Below are 26,999 nucleotides of genomic sequence, written 5' to 3' on the forward strand. Positions count from 1 at the left end.
TTTCGGCTAGCAATCATGGTTACCACCACGGCTTGTTTTCGGCCGGCTGCTCCGTCTCGGCCCATGCCGTCATCGTAAGCGCCGCCAGGCGCTCGCAACGCGCCGGAGTGCTTCACGCCGTTCGCAATAAGGAGAAGCCGAGTTTCAGAGGCGGGCTTATTCCGCCGCGGCACGCAGCCGGAAGGGCAGATCGAGCTTGTGCCACACCGCCACCAGTGCCTTCGTCAACTCGGCGATCAGTTCCTCGCCATGGAAGGGTGTCGGCGTGATGCGCAGGCGCTCGGTGCCGCGCGGCACGGTGGGATAGTTGATGGGCTGGATGTAAATGCCGTGTTCGGCGAGAAGCAGATCGCTGGCAGCCTTGCAGCGTTCGGCATCGCCCACGATCACCGGCACGATATGGGTTTCGGAAATCGTTACCGGCAGGCCGGCATTGGCCAGCGCCGCCTTGGTGCGGGCCGCATTGGCCTGCTGGGCCGCGCGCTCGCTCTGCGAGGCCTTGAGATGACGGACGGAGGCCTGAGCCGCCGCTGCCACGGCCGGCGGCAGCGCCGAGGTAAAGATAAAGCCCGGTGCATGTGAGCGCACGGCGTCAATGATGGGGGCATTCGCAGCGATATAGCCACCGAGCGTGCCGAACGCCTTGGCGAGCGTGCCCTCGATCACGTCGACGCGTCCCATCTGACCGTCACGCTCGGCGATACCGCCGCCGCGCGGGCCATACATGCCCACGGCATGAACCTCGTCCAGATAGGTCATGGCATTGTAGCGCGCGGCCAGATCGCAGATCCGTCCGATCGGCGCGACGTCTCCATCCATGGAATAGACGCTCTCGAAGACGATCAGCTTGGGACGCTCCTTGCCAGCCTTGCGCAGGAGGTCTTCGAGATGGTCGAGATCGTTGTGGCGGAAGATCACCTTCTCGCGGCCCGATTGCCGTACGCCCTCGATCATCGAATTGTGGTTGAGCTGGTCTGACAGGATCAGACCATCAGGCAGCAGCCTGCCGAGGGTGGAAATGCCGGTCTGGTTCGAAACATAGCCGGAGGTGAAGACCAATGCGGCTTGCTTGCCGTGGAGATCGGCAAGCTCGCGCTCCAGCGTCACCACCTGGTGGCTGTTGCCCGAGATGTTGCGGGTACCGCCGGCGCCGACGCCCAGATGCTGCGCGGCCTCGACCATGGCGGCGATCGAGCCGGGGTGCTGCCCCATGCCGAGATAATCGTTGGAACACCACACCACGATTTCGCGCGAGCCTTCGGGCGCATGCCAGAGGGCGTGGGGAAAACGCCCGGCGATCCGTTCGATATCGGCGAAGACACGATAGCGCTTCTCACGCCGGAGAGCGTCGACAGCCGTTTCGAAAATCGCGGTGTAGTTCATCATCTCAACCCAAACTCGCCTTGAACCGGATTTACGGGGCCTGCCCCAAACCCGGCGACGCTGACCGAAGAAGCCAATGCTCGCTTCGAACTCTTCCAATCTAGCCCAGTCATAACCCGAATTTTGGGCCGATGCACCAGGATGGACAGTAAAGACGGCGATTGGTCGCGGGTCCTTGCGCTTTCGCACGCATCGCAATCTCACGCACCAAGCATAGGAGCAAGCCATCGGCCCGTCTTGCTTCGATTGCTGGAAAGTGCTTCCCGCCAAACGCGTGGGAAAGAATCCGGTCGCGGAAAGGAAGCGAAGCCGAGAAATATTTTCGCCGCCCAATGGACGATTCACCCCCTTCCTCATTAATGAAAGGAAACAAGATTTCCTGACACGCAGCGGTTGTTCCCGTGTTTTTGCCCGATATCGAGATCCGCGCAGCCCGTAACGGTGGCGGCACCGCTGTCGGGCCGCCGACAAGCCGCGCCTGCGCATATCGTGGCCCAAGCAGATTCCTCCTGATCGGGCCACGGGTCCGATCAGGAGGAATTTACAAGATATCAAACATTTGCAGCGTTTCCTGGCGAGACCCATCCGTGGGCCGCGCCAGGAAACTCTGCTTAGCCGTCGCCCCGAAGGTGCGGCCATGAGGAACGAGGCGTCGTTGCGCCCCATCCTGATGTCGGGGCTGGGCGTCACCTTCCTGGCCTTTCTCGACACCGGCATGAAGGTGATCTCGACCACCTACCCGCTGATGCAGGCCATCACCATGCGCTATGGCGCCGGGGCCGTGGTCGCATTGGTGATCTACCTGCTCTTTGCCAAGGGCCGTCCCAGTCCCGCAGCGCTCAAGCGCAACGCCCTGCGCGCCGTGGTAGTCCTGGCGACGGCGGCCTGTTTCTTCACGGCGATTTCGCGGCTGCCGCTGGTCGAGGCAATCACGCTCACCTTCCTCGCCCCGCTGCTGATGGCCGTGCTGGGGCGCATCATCCTGAAGGAGGCGATCGCCGTGCGGGCGCTGGTGGCCATCCTCGTCGGCTTTGCCGGCGTGCTGGTGATTGCTCGCGGCCAGGAGGCCAGCCAGGCCCATGCCTTCGACGTGATCGGCCTCCTGGCGGCGCTCGGCTGCGCTTTCTTCTACGCTCTCTCCATGGTGCTGATGCGTCAGCAGTCGAGCCAGGATTCGACGCTGACCATCGTGATGCTCTCCAATTGCTTCGCCTTCCTGTTCGTGCTGCCGGCCGGCCTGTGGCAATGGCAGCCGGTCAAGCTGGAACATTGGCTGATTACCGCCACCGTCGGCCTGTTCGGCACATTCGGCCATCTCTGCCTGGCCTGGGCCTATGCGCGCGGCCATGCCGCACGGCTCGGCATCATGGAATATACCGCCTTCGTCTGGGCGATGATCTTTGGCTACTATATCTTCTCCGAAGTGCCGACGAACTGGACGCTCGCCGGCGCCACGCTGATCATGGCCGCCTGCCTGTTTGCAACTTTCAGCGTCCCACGGGCTCGCGCGGCATAGAGCAAAGCGCGTTCAGGCGAGAACGCTTGTTTTGCCCTAATTTGCTGTTTCGATGGGTCTTTGCGAGGCGCGGCGTCCGCGTCCAATCGCAAAATGCTTCGGGCGCGCCATTCACCAAATTCGCTTTGGCTAAAATTGTTTACGGGCGCGCTCCTTGACAGTCCCGAGGGGGCTGACTAAATCCGGGTCAGTCGTTAGCACTCGCATTCAATGAGTGCTAACGATCTTTCATAAAATCCCTTCGATGTGGACCAAGGGGCCTAGCCCCTCGCACAAGAGGAAGACCAACATGAAGTTCCGTCCGCTCCACGACCGCGTGGTCGTACAGCGCGTCGATGCCGAGGAAAAGTCCAAGGGCGGCATCATCATTCCTGACACCGCCAAGGAAAAGCCCCAGGAGGGCAAGGTCATCGCCGTCGGCCCCGGTGGCCGCGATGATTCCGGCAAGCTCACTCCCCTCGATGTCAAGGCTGGTGATCGCGTGCTGTTCGGCAAGTGGTCGGGCACCGAGATCAAGCTCGATGGTGAGGATTACCTCATCATGAAGGAATCCGACATCATGGGTATCGTTGCCTAAACGGCAGCTACCATCTCCCCATTCATTCTGAGGACACCCAAATGGCTGCCAAGGAAGTTAAATTCTCCACGGAAGCGCGCGACAAGATGCTGCGCGGCGTGGACATTCTCGCCAATGCCGTCAAGGTCACGCTCGGCCCGAAGGGCCGTAACGTCGTGATCGAAAAGTCGTTCGGCGCACCCCGCATCACCAAGGACGGCGTCACCGTCGCCAAGGAGATCGAGCTCGCTGACAAGTTCGAGAACATGGGCGCCCAGATGGTGCGTGAGGTCGCCTCCAAGACCAACGACACCGCTGGCGACGGCACCACCACCGCTACCGTGCTGGCCCAGGCCATCGTCCGCGAAGGTGCCAAGGCCGTTGCCGCCGGCATGAACCCGATGGACCTCAAGCGCGGCATCGACCTCGCCGTCACCGCTGCCATCAAGGACATCGCTGACCGCTCCAAGAAGGTCGCGAACTCGGCTGAAATCGCCCAGGTCGGCACGATCTCGGCCAATGGCGACGCCTTCATCGGCGGCGAAATCGCCAAGGCCATGCAGAAGGTCGGCAATGAGGGCGTGATCACGGTCGAAGAGGCCAAGAGCCTCGACACCGAAGTCGACATCGTCGAAGGCATGCAGTTCGACCGCGGCTACCTGTCGCCCTACTTCATCACCAATGCCGAGAAGATGATCGCGGACCTCGAGGATCCCTATATCCTCATCCACGAGAAGAAGCTCTCGGGCCTCCAGGCCATGCTGCCGGTGCTCGAAGCCGTCGTGCAGACCGGCAAGCCCCTCCTCATCGTCGCTGAAGACGTCGAAGGCGAAGCTCTCGCCACCCTCGTCGTCAACAAGCTGCGTGGTGGCCTGAAGATCGCCGCCGTCAAGGCTCCGGGCTTCGGCGACCGCCGCAAGGCCATGCTGGAAGACATCGCCATCCTCACGGGCGGCCAGGTGATCTCCGACGACCTCGGCATCAAGCTCGAAACCGTCACGCTCCAGATGCTTGGCCGCGCCAAGAAGGTGACGATCGAGAAGGAAAAGACGACGGTTGTCGACGGCGCCGGCAAGAAGAAGGACATCGAAGGTCGCGTCGCTCAGATCAAGGCTCAGATCGAAGAGACCACCTCAGACTACGACCGCGAGAAGCTCCAGGAGCGCCTGGCCAAGCTCGCCGGCGGCGTTGCCGTCATCCGCGTCGGTGGTTCCACCGAAGTGGAAGTCAAGGAGAAGAAGGACCGCGTTGATGACGCTCTGAACGCCACCCGCGCGGCCGTTCAGGAAGGCATCGTTCCCGGCGGCGGCACGGCTCTGCTCCGCGCCAAGGCTGCGGTTTCGAAGCTGACCTCCGACAACTCCGACATCCGCGCCGGCATCAAGATCGTCGAGAAGGCTCTCGAAGCCCCGATCCGGCAGATCTGCGAGAACTCGGGCGTCGAAGGCTCGATCGTCGTCGGCAAGATCCTCGAGAACAAGTCGAAGACCTTCGGTTTCGACGCGCAGAACGAGGAATATGTCGACCTGCTCGAGAAGGGCATCGTCGATCCGGCCAAGGTCGTGCGCACCGCGCTGCAGGACGCCGCTTCGGTGGCTTCGCTCCTGATCACCACGGAAGCGATGATCGGCGAAGCGCCGAAGGACAAGGGCGCTGCTGCTCCGGCAATGCCGGGCGGTGGCATGGGCGGCATGGACTTCTAAGAAGTCCATTCGCCCAAAAGCGAAAGATCATCAAGTCCGGCAAGCCGGACTTGATTGGGCGGCATGGACTTCTAAGTCCGGCTTCCTCTCTGGCTTGACGAAGGGCGGTGCCGCAAGGTACCGCCCTTTTTCTTTTCCGTGAGCAGACCGATCAACAGCTGCCCTTGAACCGGCATCCGAGGAGATTAAATCTGGGAGACCTCCTCTCTTTTTTCTACCATCCTCCAAGTACCTCCGATCCCTTTCCGGACACTGGTCGTCCCCAAGGAATTGACCTGACCGCTCTCCAATTGCATGAAGGCTCATGGAACATTCCAACGCCAGTTTTCTTCCCAGCCTTCTGCTCTTCCTCGGCGCCGCGGTCGTCGCGGTACCCATCTTCAAGCGCATCGGTTTCGGCGCCATTCTCGGCTATCTGATCGCCGGGCTCGCCATCGGCCCCTCCGGCTTCGCGCTGTTCACCGACACCGTCACCATTCAGCATATCGGCGAGATTGGCATCGTCCTGCTGCTTTTCGTCATCGGGCTCGAGTTGCAGCTCTCGCGCCTTCTGGCGATGCGCAAGGATATTTTCGGCCTCGGCGGCCTGCAGCTTCTGGTCTGCGCCCTCGTGATCGGCGGCATCGCCAACGCATTCGGTCTGTCGGTGATGGGAGCTGCGCTCACCGGCATTGCCTTGGCTCTCTCCGCTACGGCGATCGCCTTGCAGGTTCTGGGCGAACGCGGCGAATTGCAGGCACCCTATGGCCAGCGCAGCTTCGCCGTCCTGCTGTTCCAGGATATGTCGGTGGTGCCGATCCTGGCGCTCATCCCGCTTTTCGCCGTCGAGGCCAGCCACGTCGCCAGTGAAGGCGGCGGCTGGCTGCGCACCGGCATCATGGTCGGCTCGATTGCCGTGGTGGTGCTGGCGGGCCGCTATCTGCTCAATCCGCTGTTCCGCATCCTCGCCACCACCGATGCCCGCGAGGTGATGACGGCCGCGGCCCTGCTGCTGGTGCTCGGCACCGCCCTCCTGATGCAGTGGGCGGGCATGTCGATGGCGCTCGGCGCCTTTCTCGCCGGCGTGCTGCTGGCCGAATCGAATTTCCGCCACGAGCTCGAGGCCGACATCGAGCCCTTCCGCGGTCTCTTGCTCGGCCTGTTCTTCATGAGCGTGGGCATGGACATCAATGGCGCGCTGGTGCTGCAGCACTGGCTGGCTTTGGTGATCGCCGCCCTCGGCCTCATCCTGGTCAAATCGGTCTCGGTCGCCGCCGTCTTCCGCCTCACCGGCTCCACCAGGCTCGATGCCATCCGCTCCGGCATCCTGCTCTCGCCCGCCGGCGAATTCGCCTTCGTGCTGATCCCGCTCGGGCTTTCCTACGGTTTCCTCCAGGGCGAGCAGGCCGGATTCGTCAAGGCACTGGCTGCATTCACCATGCTGTTCGGCCCCCTGATCGCAGCCGGATCCGAACGCCTGCTCACGCGTTTCGCCCCGGCTGAGCTGACCCGGGAGGAGGATTATTCCGACGCTCACGGCAAGGCCCTGGTCATCGGCTTCGGCCGCTTTGGCCAGGTCGTCTCCCAGGTCCTGCGCACCGCCGACATCGAGACGACCATCATCGACAAGGATGTCGAGATGATCGACGTCGCCGCCCGCTTCGGTGCCAAGGTCTATTTCGGCGATGGCGGCCGGCTGGACGTGCTGCGCGCGGCCGGGGCCGGCGAGGCCCGCGTGATCTGCGTGGCGATCGATGACCGCGCCACGGCGGTGAAGATCGTCGAAATGATCAAGGCCGAATTTCCGCTCACCGAAGTCTATTCCCGCGCCTATGATCGCCAGCACGTGCTGGCCCTGCTGAGCGCCGGCGTCGACTTCCACATGCGCGAGACCTATGAGAGCGCCCTCGCCTTCGGGCGATCAACCCTGGAAGCCCTCGGTATCGACAATATCGAGGCCGAGGAGATCATCGAGGACGTGCGTGACCGCGACGCAAGACGCATCGTGGCGCAGCAGCAAGGCGGCATCTATGCCGGCATGGACCTGGTCAATTCCAAGCGCCTGATGAAGCCCGAGCCGCTGGAACGCCCGGACACGGTTGGCGTCACCCTGAACAAGGAAGCCATCGACGCGGCAGAGGAAGCGAAGGAAGACGAAGAGACCGGCTGATACCCCTCGCAATCGCTGCTTCCCTTGCAAGCGATTGTGTGGGGCACAGGCTTGAGCTCTCCCAAATTGTTTGTAGACTAACGATCTTGAACAATTCGGGAGGAGCGCATCATGGCGCATGAGGAAGCCAAGGCCGGCGGTGCCAATGACAAGCTTGTCATCCGCAATATCGGCCTGCTCTTGAGCGGTGACATCGCCAATCCCATCCTCGATGCCGATACGATCGTGGCGGTCGGTGGCCGCATCGCCGCTATCGGCAAGGCGAGGGATCTCGACCTTTCCGGCGCCGCCAGCGTGATCGACGCCTCCGGCACCGCTGTTACACCCGGCCTGATCGACAGCCATGTCCATCCCGTCGCCGGGGATTGGACGCCGCGGCAGAACCAGCTCGGCTGGATCGAATCCAACCTCCATGGCGGCGTCACCACCATGATATCCGCCGGCGAGGTGCACACGCCCGGCCGCCCCAGGGATGTCATCGGCCTCAAGGCAATGGCTGTTTATGCCCAGCGCACCTTCTCGGCCTTCCGGCCCAGCGGCGTGAAGATCCATGCCGGTGCGCCGGTGATCGAGCCCGACATGGTCGAGGACGATTTCCGGGAACTCGCCGCCGCCGGCGTGAAACTGCTCGGCGAAGTCGGTCTCGGCGGCGTCAAGGACGGCCCGACCGCGCGCAGGATGGTGGGCTGGGCCCGCAAATACGGCATCCAGTCGACCATCCATACCGGTGGCCCCTCGATCCCCGGTTCGGGCCTGATCGACAAGGACGTCGTGCTGGAGGCCGACACCGATGTGATCGGCCACATCAATGGTGGGCATACCGCCCTGCCCCTCGACCAGATCCGCTGCATCTGCGAGGGCTGCGGCCGCGGCCTGGAACTGGTGCACAATGGCAATGAACGGGCCGCCCTCTACACGCTGCGCACCGCGCGCGAGATGAACCAGCTCGAACGCGTCATTCTCGGCACGGATGCGCCGGCCGGCTCGGGTGTGCAGCCGCTCGGCATCCTGCGCATGGTCTCGATGCTGTCCTCGCTCGGCGATGTGCCGGCAGAGATCGCCCTGTGCTTTGCCACCGGCAATACCGCGCGCATGCGCTCCCTCGATTGCGGGCTGATCGAAGTGGGCCGGGCTGCAGATTTCGTGCTGATGGACAAGGCCCAGCATTCGGCGGGCAAGAACCTGCTTGAAAGCATCGAGTTCGGCGACCTGCCCGGCATCGGCATGACCGTGATCGACGGCGTGGTGCGCACCCAGCGCAGCCGCAACACGCCGCCGGCGACGAAGGTGCCGGTGATCGAGGGGGCTTGACGGCCGGTCGCGGCTAAGCAGATTCCTCCTGACCGGGCCTCGCCAAGAAACTCTGCTTACGGGCGGACGAACGCCGCTCTCATCGAAACGACGGCGGAGCCACCAATACGGCCCGCTTCAGCGTAGCAGTGCCTTGTCCTGTGCCACAAGGGTGCCCCCGGTCACATAGTCGGTACGCGGGTGCTGTGCTTGGCTGAAGGCCCGCGCGCCCCGATGTCCTGTCTTCCCCTGCATCCCTGTTCGGGGTCTCAGCGCGCCATGTCGGGCGGCGGGGCCAATGACGGATGAGGGCCTATTGGCCCCAGGAGGGGTGACATGAATTATCTTGGTAAAGCATTCGCCATCGCCGGCCTGCTGGTGGGCGTTTCCGCGCCTGCCTTTGCGGGCGAACCGGAAAGCTGCAAGGCGGTGCGGTTCTCGGATGTCGGCTGGACCGACATCACCTCGACCACCGCCATCGCCTCATCCATCCTCAAGGGGCTGGGCTATCAGCCGGAGACGACCGTACTCTCCATCCCGGTCACCTATGCCTCGATGAAGGCCAAGGATATCGACGTCTATCTCGGTGACTGGCAACCAAGCATGGAAAATGACCGCAAGCCCTATCTTGAGGACAAATCCATTACGGTCATCGGCGCCAATCTGCCGGTGGGCGCGAAATATACCCTCGCCGTGCCCGAGTACACCTATGACAAGGGCCTGCACGACTTTGCCGACATCGCCAGGTTTCGGGACAGCCTTCAAGGCAAGCTCTATGGCATCGAACCGGGCAATAATGGCAATCGCCTGGTGCAGGGCCTGATCGACGCCAACAAGAACGGCCTGAAAGGCTTCCAGGTGGTCGAATCCTCCGAGCAGGGCATGCTGGCCCAACTCCAGGGGGCCGTCGCGCGCCACGAGGACATGGTATTCCTGGCCTGGGCGCCGCATCCGATGAACGTCAACTTCAAGATCCGCTATCTTGCCGGCGGCGACGATACCTTCGGGCCTGATTACGGCAAAGCCGTCGTTTACACCAATGTGCGGGCCGGCTGGGTTGAACAGTGCCCGAATGCCGCCCGTTTCATCGCCAATCTGAAGTTCACGGTCGAACTCGAAAACCAGATGATGCAGATGATCACCGGCGATGGTCTGGACGGCCCGACGGCGGCGGAGAAATATCTCAAGGCTAATCCTGCTATGCTGGAAGCCTGGCTCGCCGGCGTCACCGCCTTTGGCGGGCAGTCCGGATTGCCAGCTGTGCGGAAAAGCCTCGGTTTGTAGGGTTGGGCGTTGACGGGCGGGTCCGCGGCTCCCATCCGTCAACCTTCACTTGACATGACCCAGGACCTCGATAATTTATTTGTACACTAACAATTTCTCACTGCGTCGCGAGGTGGGATGTATCTGCGCCCCAGAACGGTGAACGAAGCCTGCGCGGCCCTCGCGGCCGAGCCGATGCGTATTCTCGCCGGCGGCACCGACATCTTCCCCGCGCTCGGCGACAGACCGCTCACTGGCCCCGTGCTCGATCTTTCCGCCGTTGAAGGCCTGTCGGGCATCGATCTTGGCGCCGATGTCATTCGCATCGGCGCGCGCACCAGTTGGTCCACCATCGCCAGGGCAACGCTGCCGCCAGCCTTGCGCGCCCTGCAGCAAGCTGCCCGCGAAGTCGGCGCAATCCAGATCCAGAATGCAGGAACCATAGCCGGCAATCTATGCAACGCCTCCCCGGCCGCGGACGGCGTACCGCCTCTGCTCGCCCTCGATGCGCGCGTCGAACTGCGCTCGGCGGCGGGCAGGCGCGAGCTCCCTTTGGCCGATTTCATCACGGGCTATCGCAAGACGGCCCGACGGCCCGACGAATTGGTGAGCGCCATCCTGGTACCGCGCTGCATCGAGACGGCCCGCTCGGCCTTCCTGAAGCTCGGGGCCCGCAAATATCTGGTCATCTCCATTGCGATGGTTGCCGTCATCCTCGCTTGCGATAACAGGGGTATCATTCGCGATGCACGTATTGCCGTCGGCGCCTGTTCGGAAGTCGCCCGGCGCCTGAACGCCCTGGAGACTGCCCTGATCGGCACCAAGGCGGAGCCTGGCCTGGGTGCGGCGATCCGGCCGGAGCACCTCGCCGGCCTGGCACCGATCGACGACGTCAGAGCCAGCGCGGACTATCGGCGGGATGTGGTGAGAACCTTGATCGCCCGTACACTCGATGCGGCCCTACAATAAGGAGAGGCGGGATGGACCAGAAGCTGCCCGGCTTCACGCTCAACGGCGGGGCCGCCACCATCGCCGCGGCGCCCGGCGCCCGCCTCAGTCAGGTCCTGCGCGAGACATTCGGGCTGACGGGCACCAAAGTCGGCTGCGACGCGGGTGACTGTGGGGCCTGCACGATCCTGCTCGACGGCGAGGCGACCTGTTCCTGCCTGGTTGCGGTTGCTCAGGCCGAGGGACGCCGCGTCGATACCATTGAAGGGCTGACCCGCAGCAACCCGCTCACTCGGGCCTTGCAGGCCTCTTTCCTGCGGCACGGCGCGGCCCAATGCGGCATCTGCACGCCCGCCATGCTCACGGCTGCAACGGCTTTGCTGCAGGATGGCAGCGCGTGCACCGAAAGCGCTGTCGCCGATGCGCTCGGCGGCGTCCTCTGCCGCTGCACCGGCTATCGCAAGATCATCGACGCAGTGCTCGAAGTGGCCTGTGGCTCTTCAACCGCCGCTTCTTCCAGCTCCGAGGGCCCTGTCGGCTCGCGCATCGATCGTCTCGACGGCCTTGCCAAGGTGGAAGGGCGTGACATTTTCGGAGCGGACGAGAAGCCCCGGGATGTCCTGGCGCTACGGGCCATACGCAGTCCTCACCATCGCGCTGCCTTCGAGATCGGTGACATCGACGCCTTCCTCGCCGCGCATCCCGGCCTCCTCAGGGTCTTCACGGCACGGGACGTCCCCGGCCGCAATTGCTACGGCGTCATCCCGGCCTTTGCGGATCAGCCTGTCTTCGCCAGCGGCGAAACCCGTTTTCGCGGCGAGGCCATCGCTGCCGTGGTGGGTGAGCCGGCCGCCGTCGAGGCGCTCGACCTCTCGGCCTTCCCGGTCAGCTGGACGCCGCTCGCCGCCCTCACGGCCATCGACGAGGCCCTCGCCTCGACCGAGCTCCTTCATCCAACCCGCCCCGGTAACATCCTCACCCGCGGCCGCGTCGTGCGCGGTGACGTCGAAGTCGCCCTTGCCGCGGCCGATGTCGTGGTGGAAGGTGAATTCGAGACCGGCTTCGTCGAACATGCCTATATCGAACCGGAAGCAGGCTTTGCCCGCCGCGTGGGGGACCGCATCGAGATCCAGGCCTGTACCCAGGCGCCTTATATGGATCGCGACGACGTCGCCGGCCTCCTCGGCATCCCGCCGGAGAATGTGCGCATCATCCCCACCGCCGTCGGCGGCGGCTTCGGCTCCAAGCTCGATCTGTCGATCCAGCCCTTCATCGCGGTCGCCGCCTGGCAGCTCGATCGTCCCGTCCGCATGGTCTATTCGCGCTCCGAATCGATCGCCACCACCACCAAGCGGCATCCGGCCCGGATGAAGCTGCGGATCGGCGCCTCGCGGGAGGGCAGGCTCACCGCGATGGACTTTTCCGGCGATTTCAACACCGGCGCCTATTCCTCCTGGGGCCCGACGGTGGCCAACCGCGTGCCGGTGCACGCCTCCGGTCCCTATTACATCCCGCATTATCGTGCGCTCGCCAGGGCCGTGCACACCCATCTGGTGCCGGCAGGCGCCTTTCGCGGCTTCGGCGTACCGCAATCCTCGATCGCCCAGGAACAGCTTTATGACGAGCTTGCCGACAGGCTCGGTATCGACAGGCTGGAATTTCGCATCCTCAACGCCCTAACCAATGACCAGCCGACCGTGACGGGCCAGGTGCTTGGCAAGGGCGTCGGCATCAAGGCCTGCCTGGAGGCTTTACGCGCTCCCTGGCGGCGCGCCCGCGAGGAGGCCACCGCCTTCAATGGCGCGCAGGCGGGTCCATTGCGGCGAGGCGTGGGCGTCGCCGGCATGTGGTATGGCTGCGGCAACACCTCCCTGCCCAATCCCTCCACCATCCGGCTGGGCCTCAAACCTGATGGGCGATTGGCATTGCACCAGGGGGCCGTCGATATCGGCCAGGGATCCAACACGGTGATCCCCCAGATCTGCGCGCAGGCCCTTGGCGCGCCGGTGGAGGCCTTCGACCTCGTCTCCGCCGATACGGACCTCTCGCCCGATTGCGGCAAGACCTCGGCCTCTCGCCAGACCTTCGTCACCGGCAAGGCGGCGGAACTCGCGGGGCGGGACCTGCGCGCGCAGATCCTGCGCCAGACCAATGCCGGCGAGACTGCCACGATCCGCTTCGGGGATGCCGTGCTCACGGTGGAAGACGGCGAAAGGGTGCGCACGCTCGCTCTGGCGGACCTGCCGACCAACGAGCTCGGTTATGCCCTCTCCACCGAACAGACCTTCGATCCACCCACCAGCCCCCTCGACGCGGATGGCCAGGGCGACCCCTATGCTCTCTACGGCTTCGGCGCCCATATGGCGGAGATCGAGGTCGATTGCGAGTTCGGCACGATCAAGGTCCTGAAGATCACCGCCAGCCATGATGTCGGCCGCGCCATCAATCCGACCCTGGTGGAGGGCCAGATCGAAGGCGGCGTCGCCCAGGGCCTCGGCCTGGCCCTGATGGAGGAGTTCCATCCCGGCCGTGGCGAGAACCTGCACGATTATCTCATCCCCACCATCGGCGACGTTCCCCCGGTGGAGACGATCCTGATCGAGGATGCCTCACCTGTCGGTCCGTTCGGTGCCAAGGGCGTCGGCGAGCAGGCTCTCATTCCCACCGCGCCAGCTATCCTCAACGCCCTGCACGATGCGGCAGGGATCAGGCTGCGCCGAGTTCCGGCGACACCGGACCGGGTACGGGCGGCGATCTTGGAGCGCGGACTTCCAGTCCCGAAATAGGATTTCCCGGGTGCGCGGGCATCTTGCCCGCTCTTGGAAACATCACGCGTGTGGAGAAAAAAGGGCGGACGGAACGTCCGCGCTCCAAATCACCGCTTGAACAGGCGCGCATCCGCCGGCGTAGGATCACCAGGCAGTTGGGCGGCGCGATGGCAGGCCTTGGCCTCCTCGATGAGCTGGTCGAGCAAAGCTGTGAACAGCACCGGCTTGGCCGCAGCCTCCCAGAGGAAATAGCCGAAGGAGCCCGGGCAGGGATTGACCTCGTTGAGCCAGACCTCGCCGGTCCGTTCATTGGACAGGAAGTCGATGCGCGGCGCGCCGGTGCCGTTCACGGCATCGAAGGCGTCCGTTGCCCATTGCCGGATATTGTTCTCCAGCACCGCCGGCAGTTCGGGATTGATGTCGCGCGTCAGCGACAGCATGCCCTGGCTCGAAGCCCCCGGCTGCTTGCTGCCGCCGGTCTTCTTGGAGCCACCGGACATGTATTTGGTCTTGAAGTCGAGCAGGTCGCTCTGGCGCTTCGGCCGCTCGATGGCCGAGGTGACGATCTCGCCCTTCTCGCGGCGCACGGCGACATTGTATTCGACCAGATTCTCGACGAAAGGCTCGATGATCGCGTGGGTGTCGAACTTGAAGATGCCGGGCAGCACCTGGCGCACGGTGTCGACGTCCTCAGCCCTGGCGACGCCGATCGAGGAGCCCAGATGCGCCGGCTTGACGATCACCGGGAAGGCAATGTTCTTGAGCGCGGCTTCCAGGCCCGCCTTGTCCGGCACCAGGCCGGTCGCGGGGCGCGAGACCACCACATCCGGGAGCATGACGATGCCGCGCCCGGCAAAGGCCCGCTTGGTAATGGCCTTGTCCATCAGGATGGCCGAAGCCATGGTGCGGGCGCCGGTATAGGGCACGTTCGCCGTCTCGAACACGCCCTGGATCTGGCCGTCCTCGCCGATATTGCCGTGGAAGGCGAGCAGGGCGACGTCGAACTCGATCGGCTCGGGCTTCTTGGCAAAAAGGCCCGTCTTGCCGCGCGGAACCAGAAGCCCCTTGCCAGCCGACAGGTCGAGATCGACCCGCGTCAGCGCGCGCCGTGCTTCCTCATCCGGGATGTAGTTCGCGCGATTGCGCAGGGCATCGCCGGTGAACCAGGCACCGTCCCCCGCGATATACACGGGAAAACCCTCATATTTCGAGCTGTCGAGCGCGTTGAGCGCCTGCAGACCTGAAACGATGGAGACGTCATGCTCCGGCGAGCGCCCACCGAACAGTACCGCGACGCGCGTTTTCGACATCGTGTTTCCTTATAGCATTTTGCGATTTGGCGGAATCGCCAGGAATCGCAAAGACGCGTTCGAACAAAGAGGGAGAGCAAAGTGCGTTTCCACTTAAACGCACTTTGCTCCAGAGATTGAACCGAATCGTTGCCTCGAAAATAAGGTGCTGCAAGCGACGAGGCAAATCGCGATCCTGTTGCCGTTCCATGGAAATTCTGTGGCTGGTACACCGGTAGCGGCGATCTTGGGTGCCCGGGCTTGCCACGAGGCGCGCCATGAAGCACTTTGCGCGGCGATGGAGGCCCGCCACGATCGAATTCCGGTCGTGACATTCATGGAATGAACGCGCCTTTCCGATCCCGAAGCGCTTTGCGATTTGGCGGACTCGGCAGGCGCTTCAGCGGAGGAACGATGTCGAATACCCTGTCTCAGATTCCATTGTTCCAATCGTTGGACGAAGCCACGATCAAGGCCTTCGACGGCCGAGTACGCTGGGCCAAGTTCGAAGAGAACGAACTCGTCGTCGACTATGACGACAATTCCAACGACGTCTATTTCCTGCTCTCCGGCAAGGTGCGAGTGCTCTACCGCACCATCACCGGCAAGGAAGTGATTCTGGCCGAACTCGGCGGCGGGCAGTTCTTCGGGGAATTGTCGGCCATCGACGGTGTCGGGCGCTCGGCCAACGTCACCGCGCTCAACCGCTCGCAGATGTGCATCATCTCCGGACCGGTCTTCATGGAGATGCTCACGCAGAACGCCTCGGTGTGCAAGCAGATCCTGCTGCTGCTCGCCGGCCGCGTGCGAGCCCTCAACACCAAGCTCGCCGAGCATTCCTTCCTGCAGACCAAGCACCGGCTCTATGCCGAACTCATCCGCCTCTCGCAGCCCCGCGCCAGCCATCCCGGACAGCGCGTGCTCTCACCGCCCCCCTTCCATCACGACCTCGCCGCCCGCATCGGCTGCCGCCGCGAAGCCGTTTCCCGCGAACTTTCGGCGCTGGAGAAGGAAGGTCTGGTCAGCAAGACCCGCGGAGCCCTCGCCTTGGTCAATCCGGAAGAACTGAACAAGCGGATTTCGGCAGCGCTGGCGGACTAGAATAATCAGTGGCGTACTTAGCCTCTCTGGTCGAGTTCCTTAATTCGGGAAAGCTCGGTCCCCTCTATCCGGGCGTCGGCATCCAACAAGTCATAGACTTGCTCGGACCACCGAAATGGTGGGTTGCGAAAGACGAATGGAATTTTCGTCCAGTTCCGGACTATTGGGGATATGGGCGCCTGGAGTTGCAGCTCGACTTTGGCTCAGAACCGAGCTGCGAGTGGTTCCAACTTGAGGATATCAATCATCTCCGAGGCGAGGTGGATGTCATAACAGGCAACTTTGCGATCACCCTCGACGGCTTGAACGGCGATTCAAACATTTCGGACGTCATCAAATCCATTCGCGACCTCTCCTCGATCTCCATCCACCTTGCCGATGTGACGGGAAATCTAAATCCAACCCTTTTTATCGGCCCACATATACATTTCGGCTTCGGAATCCAGGAAGACACTCATGTCCCCGGAGAAGATCTCAAAACATTGTGTGGGCGCCTCGATCGAGAATGCGTTCCTCTCGACATCTATTCGATGAATGAGACGGTCAGTCAGGAACACGGGAAAAAGGTCCTTCGGGAGAAGGGGTTGCAAGACCTGATCCTGAGCGGATCGGACTTTCTCCGGCTGGTTCAATAAAGGCGCGTATTTGTCAATCCTGCCATCTCGGCTTGAAGCCGTTGCGGAGCGCCGCGACGCTGGCCGGCGGGGTCAGCAGCCGAGCCGCTCGATCCTGCCATTGGACGGCGTGCCAGCCTTCGGGCGACCAGTGCAGCACTCTGCCCTCGCGCCGGGTGAAGGCATCCTTGCCATCGGCCCAAACGGCACCGTCGGGGAGGTCCCCGCTGTCTTCCAACCGATGTTCAGCGAGACGCTCGGCATGCAAGATCTCGTCCATGCGATCGGCACCCGCTCCCTGCTCGGGAAAGGCAGCCTGGTAGGCGAGCGCGTCAGGGCGGCGGCATTCGAAACAGGGGCGATGCCCGGCGGCCAATGCCGTAACCTCATCCAGGAAGAACAAATGCGTGTAGCCGGGGCCCATGACCTCCCGCCAGCGCCCCTTGAAAGAGAGCTCGCAGCAGATCCAGCGCTTGGAGGTCCAGCGCCGGCGCGTCAGGCGCTTGGTCTCGTCATGGATGCGGCCTCCGCGAATGCCCATCATCGTGCCACGTGCCGTCATGGCAACGATCTCACCGAATGGCGTGACGCGATTCTGGAGCGGACGGCTCATGGCTTGGCTTTTCCTTCCGCGTCGAAGGTCGCGAGATAGGCGATGACATCATCCACCGTCGCGTCATCGCGAATACCGGCAAAGGTCATCTTGGTACCGGGAACGACAGCCGAAGGGTGGGCAAGGAAGAGGCGCAAAGAGGCCTCGTCCCAAATCTTGCCCGACGTCTTCAGCGCTTGCGAATAGACATAATCCGGCGCGGAGGCGGCGGGGCGTCCGACAATGCCATTGAGTTGGGGTCCGACCACGTTCTTGGCGCCCTCGCCGACCCGATGGCAGGCCGCGCAACGGGTAAAGCCAGCCTTGCCTTTCACGGCATCGCCGGCAAAGGCAGGCGATGACAGGAGAAGAAGGGCGAGAAGCGCTCCTGGGACCGCCGCGCGAAGCCCGGTGTGCCGATCTCCAGATCGGCATCCGCTTGCCTGATCGACGCACCGTTTCCAAGTATGCCGATCTGGAGATCGGCACACCATTGTCACGCCTGGAAGCCAGTGGTCCCAGGAAGAACCTGTCATTTCGCCAGCGCCTGCTCGCGGATCCTTGCGATGGTGGTCATCGGCGTGATCGCCTCCGGATCCATGCGGCAATGCAGGATGGCGGGCTTACCGGAGGCCGCCGCCCGCTCGAAGGCCGGACCGAATTCGGCCGCCGTCGTCACCGTCTCGCCATGGCCGCCAAAGGCGAGCGCATAGGCGGCAAAGTCCGGATTCCTGAGCTTCGTCGCCGAGACCCGCCCAGGGAATTCCCGTTCCTGATGCATGCGGATGGTGCCGTACATGCCGTTGTCGACGACGACCACGATGATCGGCAGGTCATACTGCACGGCGGTGGCGAATTCCTGGCCGTTCATCATGAAGCAGCCGTCGCCGGCGAAACAGACCACCGTTTTCGAACGGTCGAACGCCTTGGCCGCCACCGCAGCAGGCACGCCATAGCCCATCGAGCCCGATGTCGGCGCAAGCTGCGTGCCGAAGCGGCGGAAGCGCAGATAGCGTTGCACCCAGATGGCATAGTTGCCGGCGCCGTTGCAGATTACCGTGTCCTCGGGCAGGCGGTCACGCAACCAGAGCAGCGCCTCGCCATATTGGAACGTGCCGGGAATGGGCTTGGGCTCGTCGGTCCAGTCGTGGAAGTCCCGGTTCGCCTGGCGCGTCTGCCCCGACCATGACAGGCTGCCCGAGGGCTGAAGCCCGTCCAAGGCTGCGGCGAAGGCCTGGGCCGTCGCATGGATGGCGAGCGTGGGCTGGTAGACCCGTCCCAGTTCCTCGGCTCCGGCATGGATATGCACCAGGCGCTGGCGCGGAGTAGGAATATCGACCAGCGAATAGGAAGAAGACGGCATTTCCGAAAGCCGTCCGCCGGCCAGGATCAGGAGGTCGGCCTCCTTGATACGCTGGGCGAGCTTTGGATTGGGGCCGATGCCGACATCGCCGGCATAATTGGGATGGTCGGCCGGAAACAGCATCTGGCGCCGGAAGGAGGTGCCGACAGGCAGGTCGAAGCGCTCGGCGAAGCGGGTGAGATCAACCACCGCCTCATCAGACCAGCCCGACCCGCCGACGATCAGGAAGGGATTTTTCGCCTCCCCGAGCAGGCCCTCGAGGCGCGCCATCTCGGCCTGGCCGGGATAGGTCTGAACCGGCTCGACGAAAGCGGCGTCGGCAACCGTGGCTGTTTCGACCAGCATGTCCTCCGGCAGGGCGATCACCACCGGGCCGGGGCGGCCTTGCATGGCGACGCGGAACGCGCGGGTCACCAGTTCGGGAATGCGCTCTGCCTTGTCGATCTCGACCACCCATTTGGCCATCGAGCCGAAGAAGGCCTTGTAGTCGACCTCCTGGAAGGCCTCACGCTCGCGCATGCCCGTCTCGATCTGGCCGATGAAGAGAATCATCGGCGTGGAATCCTGCATGGCGATATGCACGCCATGGGAGGCATTGGTGGCGCCCGGCCCGCGCGTCACCATGCAGATGCCGGGCCTGCCGGTGAGCTTGCCGACCGCTTCCGCCATCATCGCCGCGCCCCCCTCCTGGCGACAGACGGTGACGTCGATCGGGGCATCATGGAGGGCATCGAGCACGGCGAGATAGGATTCGCCCGGCACGCAGAAGACATGTTCGACACGCTGCGCGACCAGTGCATCGACGATCAGGCGGCCGCCATTGCGGGGTTGAGACTCGGATCTGGGCTCTACTTTGGACACCGACATGGGCATTGGCACTCTTGGATGAACAGCCCGAGTCATACGCCCAGGATCAGCTTCGTGGAACCGCCATTCTTCCGGGCAGTCTCGGCATCTTGCCATCGGCGCCGGCGTTGTTGCGGAAGGCGTGTCTTGGCGCCCTCGATCTCCGCGACCTCTTGCCGCGAGGCCTGCGGAACATTACATGCAGCTCATGTTGTCGCCTGAACCCCTTAAGCTGCTTGCCTTCGATGGAGAGGACCTGGAGGTCATCTCTACCCATCTGCAGGAGGCGGCCGTCGTGCCGGCCGAAATCGCCTGGTTGCCGCGCGAGAAGCGCTTCGCCTTGGTGATGGATCGCTATGACTGGTGCCGTGCCCAGAGTGGTGAGCGCACGAGGCGGCGCTCTGGCCTGCATTTCGAGCGGGTTCTCGGGGTCAAGCGTTCGCATTTCGAGCAGAACGCCGGCCAGAAGGCAGTTCTGCTTTCGATCTCCTTCGAGGTCAGCGACGATCCAGCCGGGCTGGTGACCCTCTATTTCGAGGGCGGCGGCGCCATCCGCCTCGAAGTGGAATGCCTGGAAGCGGCGATGTCCGATCTCGGTCCGGCCTGGCCCTGTGGCTCCCCGCCACCGGAGCGGGTGTGAGGCAAAGTCTCTCGCCGACGTATTTTTCTTGAAGCGCCCCGGCATTTCTTGTCATTAGCGGCCCGCCCCTTTCGTTCTTCCCGCCGCACAAGGAAATGCCATGCCGGTTCGGCTCCACAGCGTCCAGGCCGATTTCGCCGACGCCTTCGCCACCCTTCTCGCCGCCAAGCGTGAGATCTCGGAGGATGTCGACGCCTCCGTCAAGGCCATCATCGAGGATGTGGTCGCGCGTGGCGACGCGGCGGTGATCGACTATACCGCCCGCTTCGATCGCCTGACGCTCAGCGCCGAGACCATGCGTGTCACGACGGCTGAGATCGAAGCGGCACATGCCCAATGCGATGCCGGTGCGCTCGAAGCCCTGGCACTGGCCGCCAGCCGCATCCGCGCCTACCATGAGCGCCAGAAGCCTGTAGACACGCTGTTCAAGGATGCGCTCGGCGTGGAGCTAGGCTGGCGCTGGACGGCGATCGAGGCCGTCGGCCTCTACGTGCCCGGCGGCACCGCAGCCTATCCCTCCTCCGTCTTGATGAACGCCATTCCGGCCAAGGTCGCCGGCTGCCCACGCCTGGTGATGGTGGTGCCGAGCCCCGGAGGCGTCCTTAACCCACTGGTGCTCGCAGCAGCGAAGCTCGCCGAGGTCGACGAAATCTATCGCATCGGCGGCGCCCAGGCCGTCGCCGCGCTGGCCTATGGCACCCGGACCATCGCGCCGGTCGCCAAGATCACCGGGCCCGGCAATGCCTATGTCGCTGCCGCCAAGCGCCGTGTCTTCGGTCATGTCGGCATCGACATGATCGCTGGCCCCTCCGAGGTGCTGGTGATCGCAGACGACAGCGCCAATCCGGCCTGGATCGCCGCCGACCTGCTGGCCCAGGCCGAGCATGACAGCGCCTCCCAATCGATCCTGATCACCGACAGCCCTGCGCTGGCGGAGGCGGTGGAGCGCGAGGTGGAAGCCCAGCTTGCCACGTTACCCCGCGCCGAGATCGCGGGGGCGAGCTGGCGCGACTACGGCGCCCTGATCACCCTCTCCTCGCTGGACGAGGCTCCGCCCTTGGCCGACCGTCTCGCCGCCGAGCATCTGGAGATCGTCACCCGCGATGCCGAGGTCCTCGCGGGCCGCATCCGCAATGCCGGCGCCATCTTCCTCGGCGGCCACACGCCCGAGGCGATCGGCGATTATGTCGGCGGCTCCAATCACGTGCTGCCCACGGCCCGCTCGGCCAAATTCTCCTCCGGCCTGGGCGTGCTCGACTTCATGAAGCGCACCTCCATCCTGAAATGCGGACCCGAGCAGCTTGCGGCTCTCGGCCCGGCCGCGATCGCGCTCGGCGAGGCGGAAGGGCTTGCCGCCCATGCGCGTTCGGTCTCGATCCGCAGCAATCGCCTTTGAGATTCGTCGGGCAATAAACGGACCGAATTGGCTCGACCTTTGTCATTGCCGGGCTTGACCCGGCAATCCAGCCCTCCTTCCGGGCATGGAAGACGGGGCCGCTCGATGCCCGGATCAAGCCCGGGCATGACAAAGCGGCGTTTCAATTGTTTCTGGACAACACTCCAGGCTGACGCGAAGCCACGTTCCGTTTGACCGCGCTTTGCTCTATGAGAGCCCATGCACCGTGCTATGAGATGCCATGGACAATGAGGAATTCAGCCCCACCTGCCGGTTGATCGCCGTTCATCTCGATGAGCGCAGCATCGGGCGCGGCAATCAGGATCAAGAACATGAGCGGCGGGTCGCCGCCTATGACCTCATCGAGGAGAATGCGTTCTCGCCGGTCGGCTATGACGCAGGGCCCTACGGCCTGCATATCTCCTTGCAGGATGGCCGCCTCGTCCTCGATATCCGCAATGCCGACAGCCAGCCGGTCGTGGTGCATATCCTCTCGCTCACGCCGCTGCGGCGCGTAGTGCGCGACTATTTCACCATCTGCGACAGCTATTACGCCGCCATCCGCAGCGCCACGCCCTCCCAGATCGAAACGATCGACATGGCCCGGCGCGGCCTGCACAATGAAGGATCGGAGATCCTGCGCGAAAGGCTGGCCGGCAAGATCGCCCTCGATCTTTCCACCGCAAGGCGGCTGTTCACTCTTGTTTCCGCTCTCTACTGGAAAGGCTGAGGCGTGAAGGAGGGCCGCCGTCCACAGTCGGTCCTGTTCGCCTGCGCGCATAATGTCGTCCGCTCGCCCATGGCGGAGGCGATCGGGCGCTATTATTTCGGACGTTCCATCTTCTTCGGCTCGGCGGGTGTGCGTCCGGGCGAGCCGGACCCTTTCGTCGCCGCCGCGCTGGACGAAATCGGCATCTCACTCGGCAAGCACCGCCCCCAGAGCTTCGAGGATCTGGAAGAACTGGAAGGACTGAACTTCGACCTGATCATCACCCTCGCCCCGCAGGCTCACCACAAGGCGCTCGACCTCACGCGCACTCTGGCCGCCGACGTCGAATATTGGCCGACCCCGGACCCCAGCCTCGCCAGCGGCAACCGCGAGCAGAAGCTCGATGCCTATCGCGCCCTGCGCGAAAGCCTGATCGACAAGATCACTCACAGACTAGGCTGACGCCGCCTCACTCCGCCGCTGCTGCCCTGCCTCACGGCCTGTTCCACAAGATACAGTTTCGCGCCCGGGAACATCTTTCTCTCCAACGCGTGTATCATGTATAAGCCGCGTTGCGATTTTTCAGCTCCGCCTCTATCGTGCGCAGCAATGAACCGGAGGTTTTGATGCGCGTTCTGCGTTCCCTTGTCCTTGCCGCCCTGTCGGCCGTTACCCTGTCGAGTTGTTCGATGTTCGGTTCGGTGCCGCCGAACAATGTGCCGCCGACTTTGCCCAAGCCCATGGACAGCAAGGCCTCCCGTCCCTTCCCGATGAACCGGACCTTTGCGGCGATCTCCTACAAGGATCAGACCTTCAAGGACGACCGGCCGACCATCCTGGTCTCGGACAGCTATCGCGGCACCGGGTTTTCGGCGTGCAACAACTGGTCCGCCACCATCATTCCACGCGCCGACCAGCGCATGGCCATCGGCCCGGTGGCGATCAGCAAGCGCAAATGCGCCGATCGCCTGATGCACAACGAGCAGGTCTTCCTGTTCGTGATGCGCACCTCGACCGATTGGTCCTATGACGGCTACACGCTGATCCTGCGTGGCCCCTACGGCGAGATGAAGTTCCAGCCGGCGGCGTAAGCCCGGGCTTCGGAACGGAATTGAAAAGGCCGGTCGCGAGAGACCGGCCTTTTGTGCTTCAACGGACCGTGCGCCCGATCATGCCGCCGCAGTGGGCTCGGAATGAGTCATCCTGCCGCTGGTATCCAGCGACGCCTCGAACGCCCGCAGACGTTTGTGAATGGACAGCAATTCGACGATGGTCGTCCACGAATTCACCAGAAACTGGAAGGAATTGGCGACACTGTTGAAGGCACCGGCGATTTGCTGATACAGGCCGAGCGTAAGCGCCCCGGCGGCAAAGGACGGAATCATTAGGAAGACCCCGAAGACATTGTCGGCCTGCAGATAGAGCGACCTCGCCGTATTGAAATAGGTGTAGTGCAGATAGATCCTGAAGTAGTTCTTCCTTACATTGGCGAACAATTCCTGCACCGTAATGGGGCTGGCGCGGTCGGCATGATCCTCACCATAGACCAGTTCCTTGCGATAGGCCGCTTCCACCTTCTGATTGAGGAATTGCAGTCCCGGCAGCTTAATGCCGATCACGCTAAGCAGCACTGTTCCGAATACAGCCCATAGGATTGCTGCTACGACCAGGGGTTGCGGGATGACGCCGACCACCGGCAAGGCAACGATATGTCGTGACAGGGACGACAAAAGCGGCAGAAACGCCACCAGGGTCATAACGGAGCTCACCAGCGAAATGCCGAGCGATTCAACGATGGTGGAGAAGCGCATCGTATCCTCCTGGACACGCTGAGCAGCACCTTCGATGGAACGTAACCTGGCCCAATTGTCCATGTAGAAATCGTTCATCGCCGTGCGCCACCTGAAGACATAGTGGTTCGTCACGAACGAGGTCAGCACGAAGACGGCAACGGCGACCGATGCAATGACGAGAAATGGCAGCAATCCTAGATACAATTCGGAGGCAGACACGGCGTTCGGCGCAGACATCGCCTTCTGGATGAGATTGAAAAAGGGCCCCCTCCAATTGTTGATCACAACGCTGACCTGAACGCCGAAATAGGTCACGAAGATCAGAAAGCCGGATACAAGAATCGACCAGTTCTGCCAGCGATGCGGGCTAAAAACAGCCCAAAATCCGTAGAAAATGCCCAAGAACACGGCAAAGTAGACATAGAACCAAAGAAAGGAATTGGTCCAGAAGTAGGATAGGTCGACCACGTCGCCATCGCCGTCGCTGGCGGGCAATCCGATATATTGGCCCCAGCCTCTCGCTCCTCCGTACCAAAGCAGGATTGCAACAAGCAGCCAGAGGCTGGCCGTCAAAAAGAAGACCTTTGGTTTTGGGAAGAAGGACGTGAACACCTAGAAAATTCCTTTGCGTGCGAGCGCAACAGCGCTCTTGTGGTTCTTGCACCCGCAGCCCGACCTATGGCGCTGCTCATCTGTCATGGAAATAACGGGCCGGAGACAACGGGTGGCTTGTATAAAACGGGCACGTTCTCCGGGCAGAGCCCCTTCTTTCTCGCGCGCGGGAAAGTAAGGGGCTCTGCCGCCTGGCATGAGGGGGTGTATCTTCATCGCGCACCGAATTCGGCCAGTGGGCGTTCCTCGATATGAGCCGCCGTCTCGTCCGGCACGACCGCAAGACGGCGGTCGTGCAATCCGGCAAGCGAGGAGCGGTGCCCGATCGAGACGATCGTGGTATCGGGCAAGGCCCGACGAAGCAGGCCGTAGAGATCGGCCTCGCTCGTTTCGTCAAGCGCAGAGGTCGCCTCGTCCAGCAGCAACCAGGCGGGCCGACGCAGGATGGCGCGCGCCAGAGCGATGCGCTGCTTCTCCCCGCCCGACAAGGTGTTGTCCCATTTGTCGTCGGCATCGAGGCGATCGGAAAGTTCACCAAGACCGACCTGCTCCAGTACGGCACGATAGTGCTGTTCTTCGAAGGCTTCGGCCCCGTGGGGATAGGCCAGAGCCGAGCGCAACGATCCCAGCGGGAAATAGGGCTGCTGCGGCAGCAGCATCACGTCTTCGGTCTCCGGCAGGGCAATGATGCCCTTGCCATAGGGCCAGATGCCCGCAATGGCACGGAACAGGGTGGTCTTGCCGGAGCCCGACGGCCCCGTCACCAAAGTTCGGACTCCCTTGGGGAGGCTGAAATCCGTCTTCTTGAGGAGATTGGCTCCATTGGGCAGCGCCACATCCACATCCTTGCCTTCGATGATCCCTTGCTGCGGAACGGGTATGGCGTGGACGCCCTCATCGCGCGCCGCGTTGGCCCTGACGATGGCCAAGTCGAAGCCGGTAAGACGGTCGATCGTGGCCTTGTAAGCCGCAAGGATGGCGTAGGACGTCACAAAAAAGGAAAGAGCGGGTATGATATTGCCGAATGCATCGGCAGTTTGCATGAGCGTTCCCGACTTCATGGCCTCATTGGCGAAATAAGCCGGGGCTAACAGGAAGAAGGGCAACACGAGATTGAACTGGCCGTAGGCGAAAGTGACCGAAACCAGCTTGAGCTGCCGCATCAGCAGATCGAAGCGTGTCTGATAGACGGACGCGAAACGTGCCAGCAGACCCCGCTTTTCTTCCTCCTCGCCGTGCAGGAGAGCAATCTGCTCGTCATTTTCGCGCACGCGCACCAGATTGTAGCGGAAATCGGCCTCGAGCCTCTGAACCTTGAAATTGAGCGGCACCAGCGGCCGGCCGATAAGATGTGAGAGATAGGTGAACAGGATGGCCCAGGCCAGGAGCATCCACACCAGGTAGCCGGGAATATTACTCAGATCATATCCAGCAATTTTGTAGGGAAATTCAGCCGATATGCCCCACAATATCGTGACGAAGGCGTAGATGTTGAGAAGTTGTGAGAATATGCCGGTATAATTGTCGTAGGAACCCTGGACGAAATCGCGAACATCCTCGGAGATACGCTGGTCCGGGTTGTCCGTCTTATTACCGGCAACCGACAAGCGATAATGGACCTTGTCGGAAAGCCAATCTTTGACATAACGGCCCGAAAGCCAATTGCGCCAACGCAGGGCGGCGTAGCTGCTGATATACAGATCGACCATGCCCCTCAGAACCCAGAAGAAGGCGAGCGCCCCATAAACGCCCATCTCCGTCCAAAAAGCGGCCGCGGCCTTGTCCTGGATGGCTGTATAAAAGCGGTTCTGCCAAAAATTGAAGAGAACGTTGAGATAGACGAACAACACGTTCGAAACGATGACGAGGCCGAGCAGGCCAAGAGCCACGTTCCTTTCCCGCATCGTCCATTTGCCGAAGAGGCCGAGGTTGAGTTCCGCCCGGTCTTCCGCCTCGAAATAGGGGTTTACCAAGTCGACGATCCGTCGAAGCACCGGCACGAAATAGATCAGGTAATGCAGCAGGGCGAGAATACTGGCGACGATGGCGGCGTTGGCAGGAGGCAGATAGGGCTGAACTGTCTCCGAAACTTTACCCGCCTCGTTCAGGGCCGTGACGCCACCGAGGATCAGAAATGAGAAGGCAAATAAGCTCACCAGGAAGCGCAGGACTGTCGGAATGCGGGCGGACAGAAACAAGACAACCGTGAGCACGAGGGATGCCAGGGGCAGATACAGGGGCACCGGACCGACGATGGAACCTGCAGCAAAACCAATCGTGGAAACAGCACTGAGACCCGCGAGGAGCCGGATCATGAAGACGGCCTTTCAGAAGTACGCCATCGGTCAGGCGAGGAATCCATTGCCTTTGACCATGCGGAATTAAGGTTAATACAACCCTGTCGTCCGCCCCCAAGCGGAAGGATATTGAGCATCCTTTGCCGCCTGCCACAAATGATCAAATGGTAA

The 26,999-nt window shown here is 62.7% G+C and carries 22 protein-coding genes; 15 read left to right on the forward strand and 7 right to left on the reverse strand.

Going from position 1 to position 26,999, the window contains the following annotated elements; genetic code table 11:
* Positions 1–156: 156 nt before the first annotated feature.
* Entirely contained in the window at positions 157–1,383 is a 1,227-nt protein-coding gene (hemA, locus tag ACN6KF_RS16230) for a 5-aminolevulinate synthase (RefSeq protein ID WP_434959691.1), read from the reverse strand.
* Between the two features lie 637 nt (positions 1,384–2,020).
* Between hemA and ACN6KF_RS16235 the strand changes: the two genes are divergently transcribed.
* From ACN6KF_RS16235 to ACN6KF_RS16270, 8 genes are all read left to right on the forward strand, one after another.
* A complete protein-coding gene (locus tag ACN6KF_RS16235; protein WP_434957829.1) occupies positions 2,021–2,899 on the forward strand; it encodes a DMT family transporter in 879 nt (292 codons plus the stop codon).
* Between the two features lie 289 nt (positions 2,900–3,188).
* On the forward strand, positions 3,189–3,476 hold the full coding sequence (gene groES, locus ACN6KF_RS16240) for a co-chaperone GroES (RefSeq protein ID WP_149253952.1): 288 nt from the start codon (positions 3,189–3,191) through the stop codon (positions 3,474–3,476).
* 41 nt (positions 3,477–3,517) lie between these two features.
* The gene (gene groL, locus ACN6KF_RS16245; protein WP_434957830.1) at positions 3,518–5,158 is read left to right on the forward strand and encodes a chaperonin GroEL; all 1,641 of its coding nucleotides are present in this window, start codon (positions 3,518–3,520) and stop codon (positions 5,156–5,158) included.
* A gap of 304 nt (positions 5,159–5,462) precedes the next feature.
* Positions 5,463–7,307, forward strand: coding sequence for a monovalent cation:proton antiporter-2 (CPA2) family protein (locus tag ACN6KF_RS16250; RefSeq protein WP_434957831.1), 1,845 nt, complete (start codon positions 5,463–5,465; stop codon positions 7,305–7,307).
* A gap of 111 nt (positions 7,308–7,418) precedes the next feature.
* A complete protein-coding gene (locus ACN6KF_RS16255; RefSeq protein WP_434957832.1) occupies positions 7,419–8,618 on the forward strand; it encodes an amidohydrolase family protein in 1,200 nt (399 codons plus the stop codon).
* Positions 8,619–8,933: 315 nt separating this feature from the next.
* Positions 8,934–9,881 carry a choline ABC transporter substrate-binding protein gene (locus ACN6KF_RS16260; protein ID WP_434957833.1) on the forward strand — a complete coding sequence of 316 codons (948 nt, stop codon included), beginning with the start codon at positions 8,934–8,936 and terminating at the stop codon, positions 9,879–9,881.
* Positions 9,882–9,998: 117 nt separating this feature from the next.
* Positions 9,999–10,829, forward strand: coding sequence for an FAD binding domain-containing protein (locus ACN6KF_RS16265; RefSeq protein WP_434957834.1), 831 nt, complete (start codon positions 9,999–10,001; stop codon positions 10,827–10,829).
* A gap of 11 nt (positions 10,830–10,840) precedes the next feature.
* Positions 10,841–13,594, forward strand: coding sequence for a molybdopterin-dependent oxidoreductase (locus ACN6KF_RS16270; protein ID WP_434957835.1), 2,754 nt, complete (start codon positions 10,841–10,843; stop codon positions 13,592–13,594).
* Positions 13,595–13,683: 89 nt separating this feature from the next.
* Here ACN6KF_RS16270 and ACN6KF_RS16275 read toward each other — a convergent pair whose 3' ends face one another.
* Positions 13,684–14,886, reverse strand: a complete 1,203-nt coding sequence (locus ACN6KF_RS16275; RefSeq protein WP_434957836.1) for a D-alanine--D-alanine ligase — start codon at positions 14,884–14,886, stop codon at positions 13,684–13,686.
* Positions 14,887–15,279: 393 nt separating this feature from the next.
* Between ACN6KF_RS16275 and ACN6KF_RS16280 the strand changes: the two genes are divergently transcribed.
* Together ACN6KF_RS16280 and ACN6KF_RS16285 are read left to right on the forward strand one after the other, a co-directional pair.
* Positions 15,280–15,966: a Crp/Fnr family transcriptional regulator gene (locus ACN6KF_RS16280; protein WP_434957837.1), complete on the forward strand. Its 687-nt coding sequence runs from the start codon at positions 15,280–15,282 to the stop codon at positions 15,964–15,966.
* 8 nt (positions 15,967–15,974) lie between these two features.
* Positions 15,975–16,601: a hypothetical protein gene (locus ACN6KF_RS16285; protein WP_434957838.1), complete on the forward strand. Its 627-nt coding sequence runs from the start codon at positions 15,975–15,977 to the stop codon at positions 16,599–16,601.
* 13 nt (positions 16,602–16,614) lie between these two features.
* On the opposite strand, the gene ACN6KF_RS16290 is transcribed toward ACN6KF_RS16285, so the two are convergent.
* From ACN6KF_RS16290 to ACN6KF_RS16300, 3 genes are all read right to left on the reverse strand, one after another.
* Positions 16,615–17,193: a hypothetical protein gene (locus ACN6KF_RS16290; protein WP_434957839.1), complete on the reverse strand. Its 579-nt coding sequence runs from the start codon at positions 17,191–17,193 to the stop codon at positions 16,615–16,617.
* On the reverse strand, positions 17,190–17,507 hold the full coding sequence (locus ACN6KF_RS16295) for a c-type cytochrome (RefSeq protein ID WP_434957840.1): 318 nt from the start codon (positions 17,505–17,507) through the stop codon (positions 17,190–17,192). Before ACN6KF_RS16295 ends, ACN6KF_RS16290 begins: the two co-directional genes overlap by 4 nt.
* Before the next feature lie 197 nt (positions 17,508–17,704).
* Positions 17,705–19,402 carry a thiamine pyrophosphate-binding protein gene (locus ACN6KF_RS16300; protein ID WP_434957841.1) on the reverse strand — a complete coding sequence of 566 codons (1,698 nt, stop codon included), beginning with the start codon at positions 19,400–19,402 and terminating at the stop codon, positions 17,705–17,707.
* 178 nt (positions 19,403–19,580) lie between these two features.
* Between ACN6KF_RS16300 and ACN6KF_RS16305 the strand changes: the two genes are divergently transcribed.
* The 5 genes from ACN6KF_RS16305 to ACN6KF_RS16325 all read left to right on the forward strand — a co-directional run bounded on the left by ACN6KF_RS16305 (position 19,581) and on the right by ACN6KF_RS16325 (position 23,217).
* Positions 19,581–20,021 (forward strand): DUF2948 family protein, encoded by a 441-nt coding sequence (locus ACN6KF_RS16305; RefSeq protein WP_434957842.1) that lies wholly within the window; start codon positions 19,581–19,583, stop codon positions 20,019–20,021.
* A 100-nt stretch (positions 20,022–20,121) separates the two neighbouring features.
* Positions 20,122–21,417, forward strand: a complete 1,296-nt coding sequence (hisD, locus tag ACN6KF_RS16310; protein ID WP_434957843.1) for a histidinol dehydrogenase — start codon at positions 20,122–20,124, stop codon at positions 21,415–21,417.
* A 241-nt stretch (positions 21,418–21,658) separates the two neighbouring features.
* Positions 21,659–22,147, forward strand: a complete 489-nt coding sequence (locus tag ACN6KF_RS16315) for a UPF0262 family protein (protein WP_434957844.1) — start codon at positions 21,659–21,661, stop codon at positions 22,145–22,147.
* Positions 22,148–22,150: 3 nt separating this feature from the next.
* Positions 22,151–22,588, forward strand: coding sequence for an arsenate-mycothiol transferase ArsC (locus ACN6KF_RS16320; protein ID WP_434957845.1), 438 nt, complete (start codon positions 22,151–22,153; stop codon positions 22,586–22,588).
* A 164-nt stretch (positions 22,589–22,752) separates the two neighbouring features.
* Positions 22,753–23,217 (forward strand): META domain-containing protein, encoded by a 465-nt coding sequence (locus ACN6KF_RS16325; protein ID WP_434957846.1) that lies wholly within the window; start codon positions 22,753–22,755, stop codon positions 23,215–23,217.
* Between the two features lie 78 nt (positions 23,218–23,295).
* On the opposite strand, the gene sbmA is transcribed toward ACN6KF_RS16325, so the two are convergent.
* Positions 23,296–24,531: a peptide antibiotic transporter SbmA gene (gene sbmA, locus ACN6KF_RS16330; RefSeq protein ID WP_434957847.1), complete on the reverse strand. Its 1,236-nt coding sequence runs from the start codon at positions 24,529–24,531 to the stop codon at positions 23,296–23,298.
* Positions 24,532–24,743: 212 nt separating this feature from the next.
* Positions 24,744–26,846, reverse strand: coding sequence for an ABC transporter ATP-binding protein/permease (locus tag ACN6KF_RS16335; protein WP_434957848.1), 2,103 nt, complete (start codon positions 26,844–26,846; stop codon positions 24,744–24,746).
* Positions 26,847–26,999 lie beyond the last annotated feature (153 nt).

This window comes from Labrys methylaminiphilus subsp. lupini (assembly GCF_051161885.1).
Lineage (GTDB): Bacteria > Pseudomonadota > Alphaproteobacteria > Rhizobiales > Labraceae > Labrys.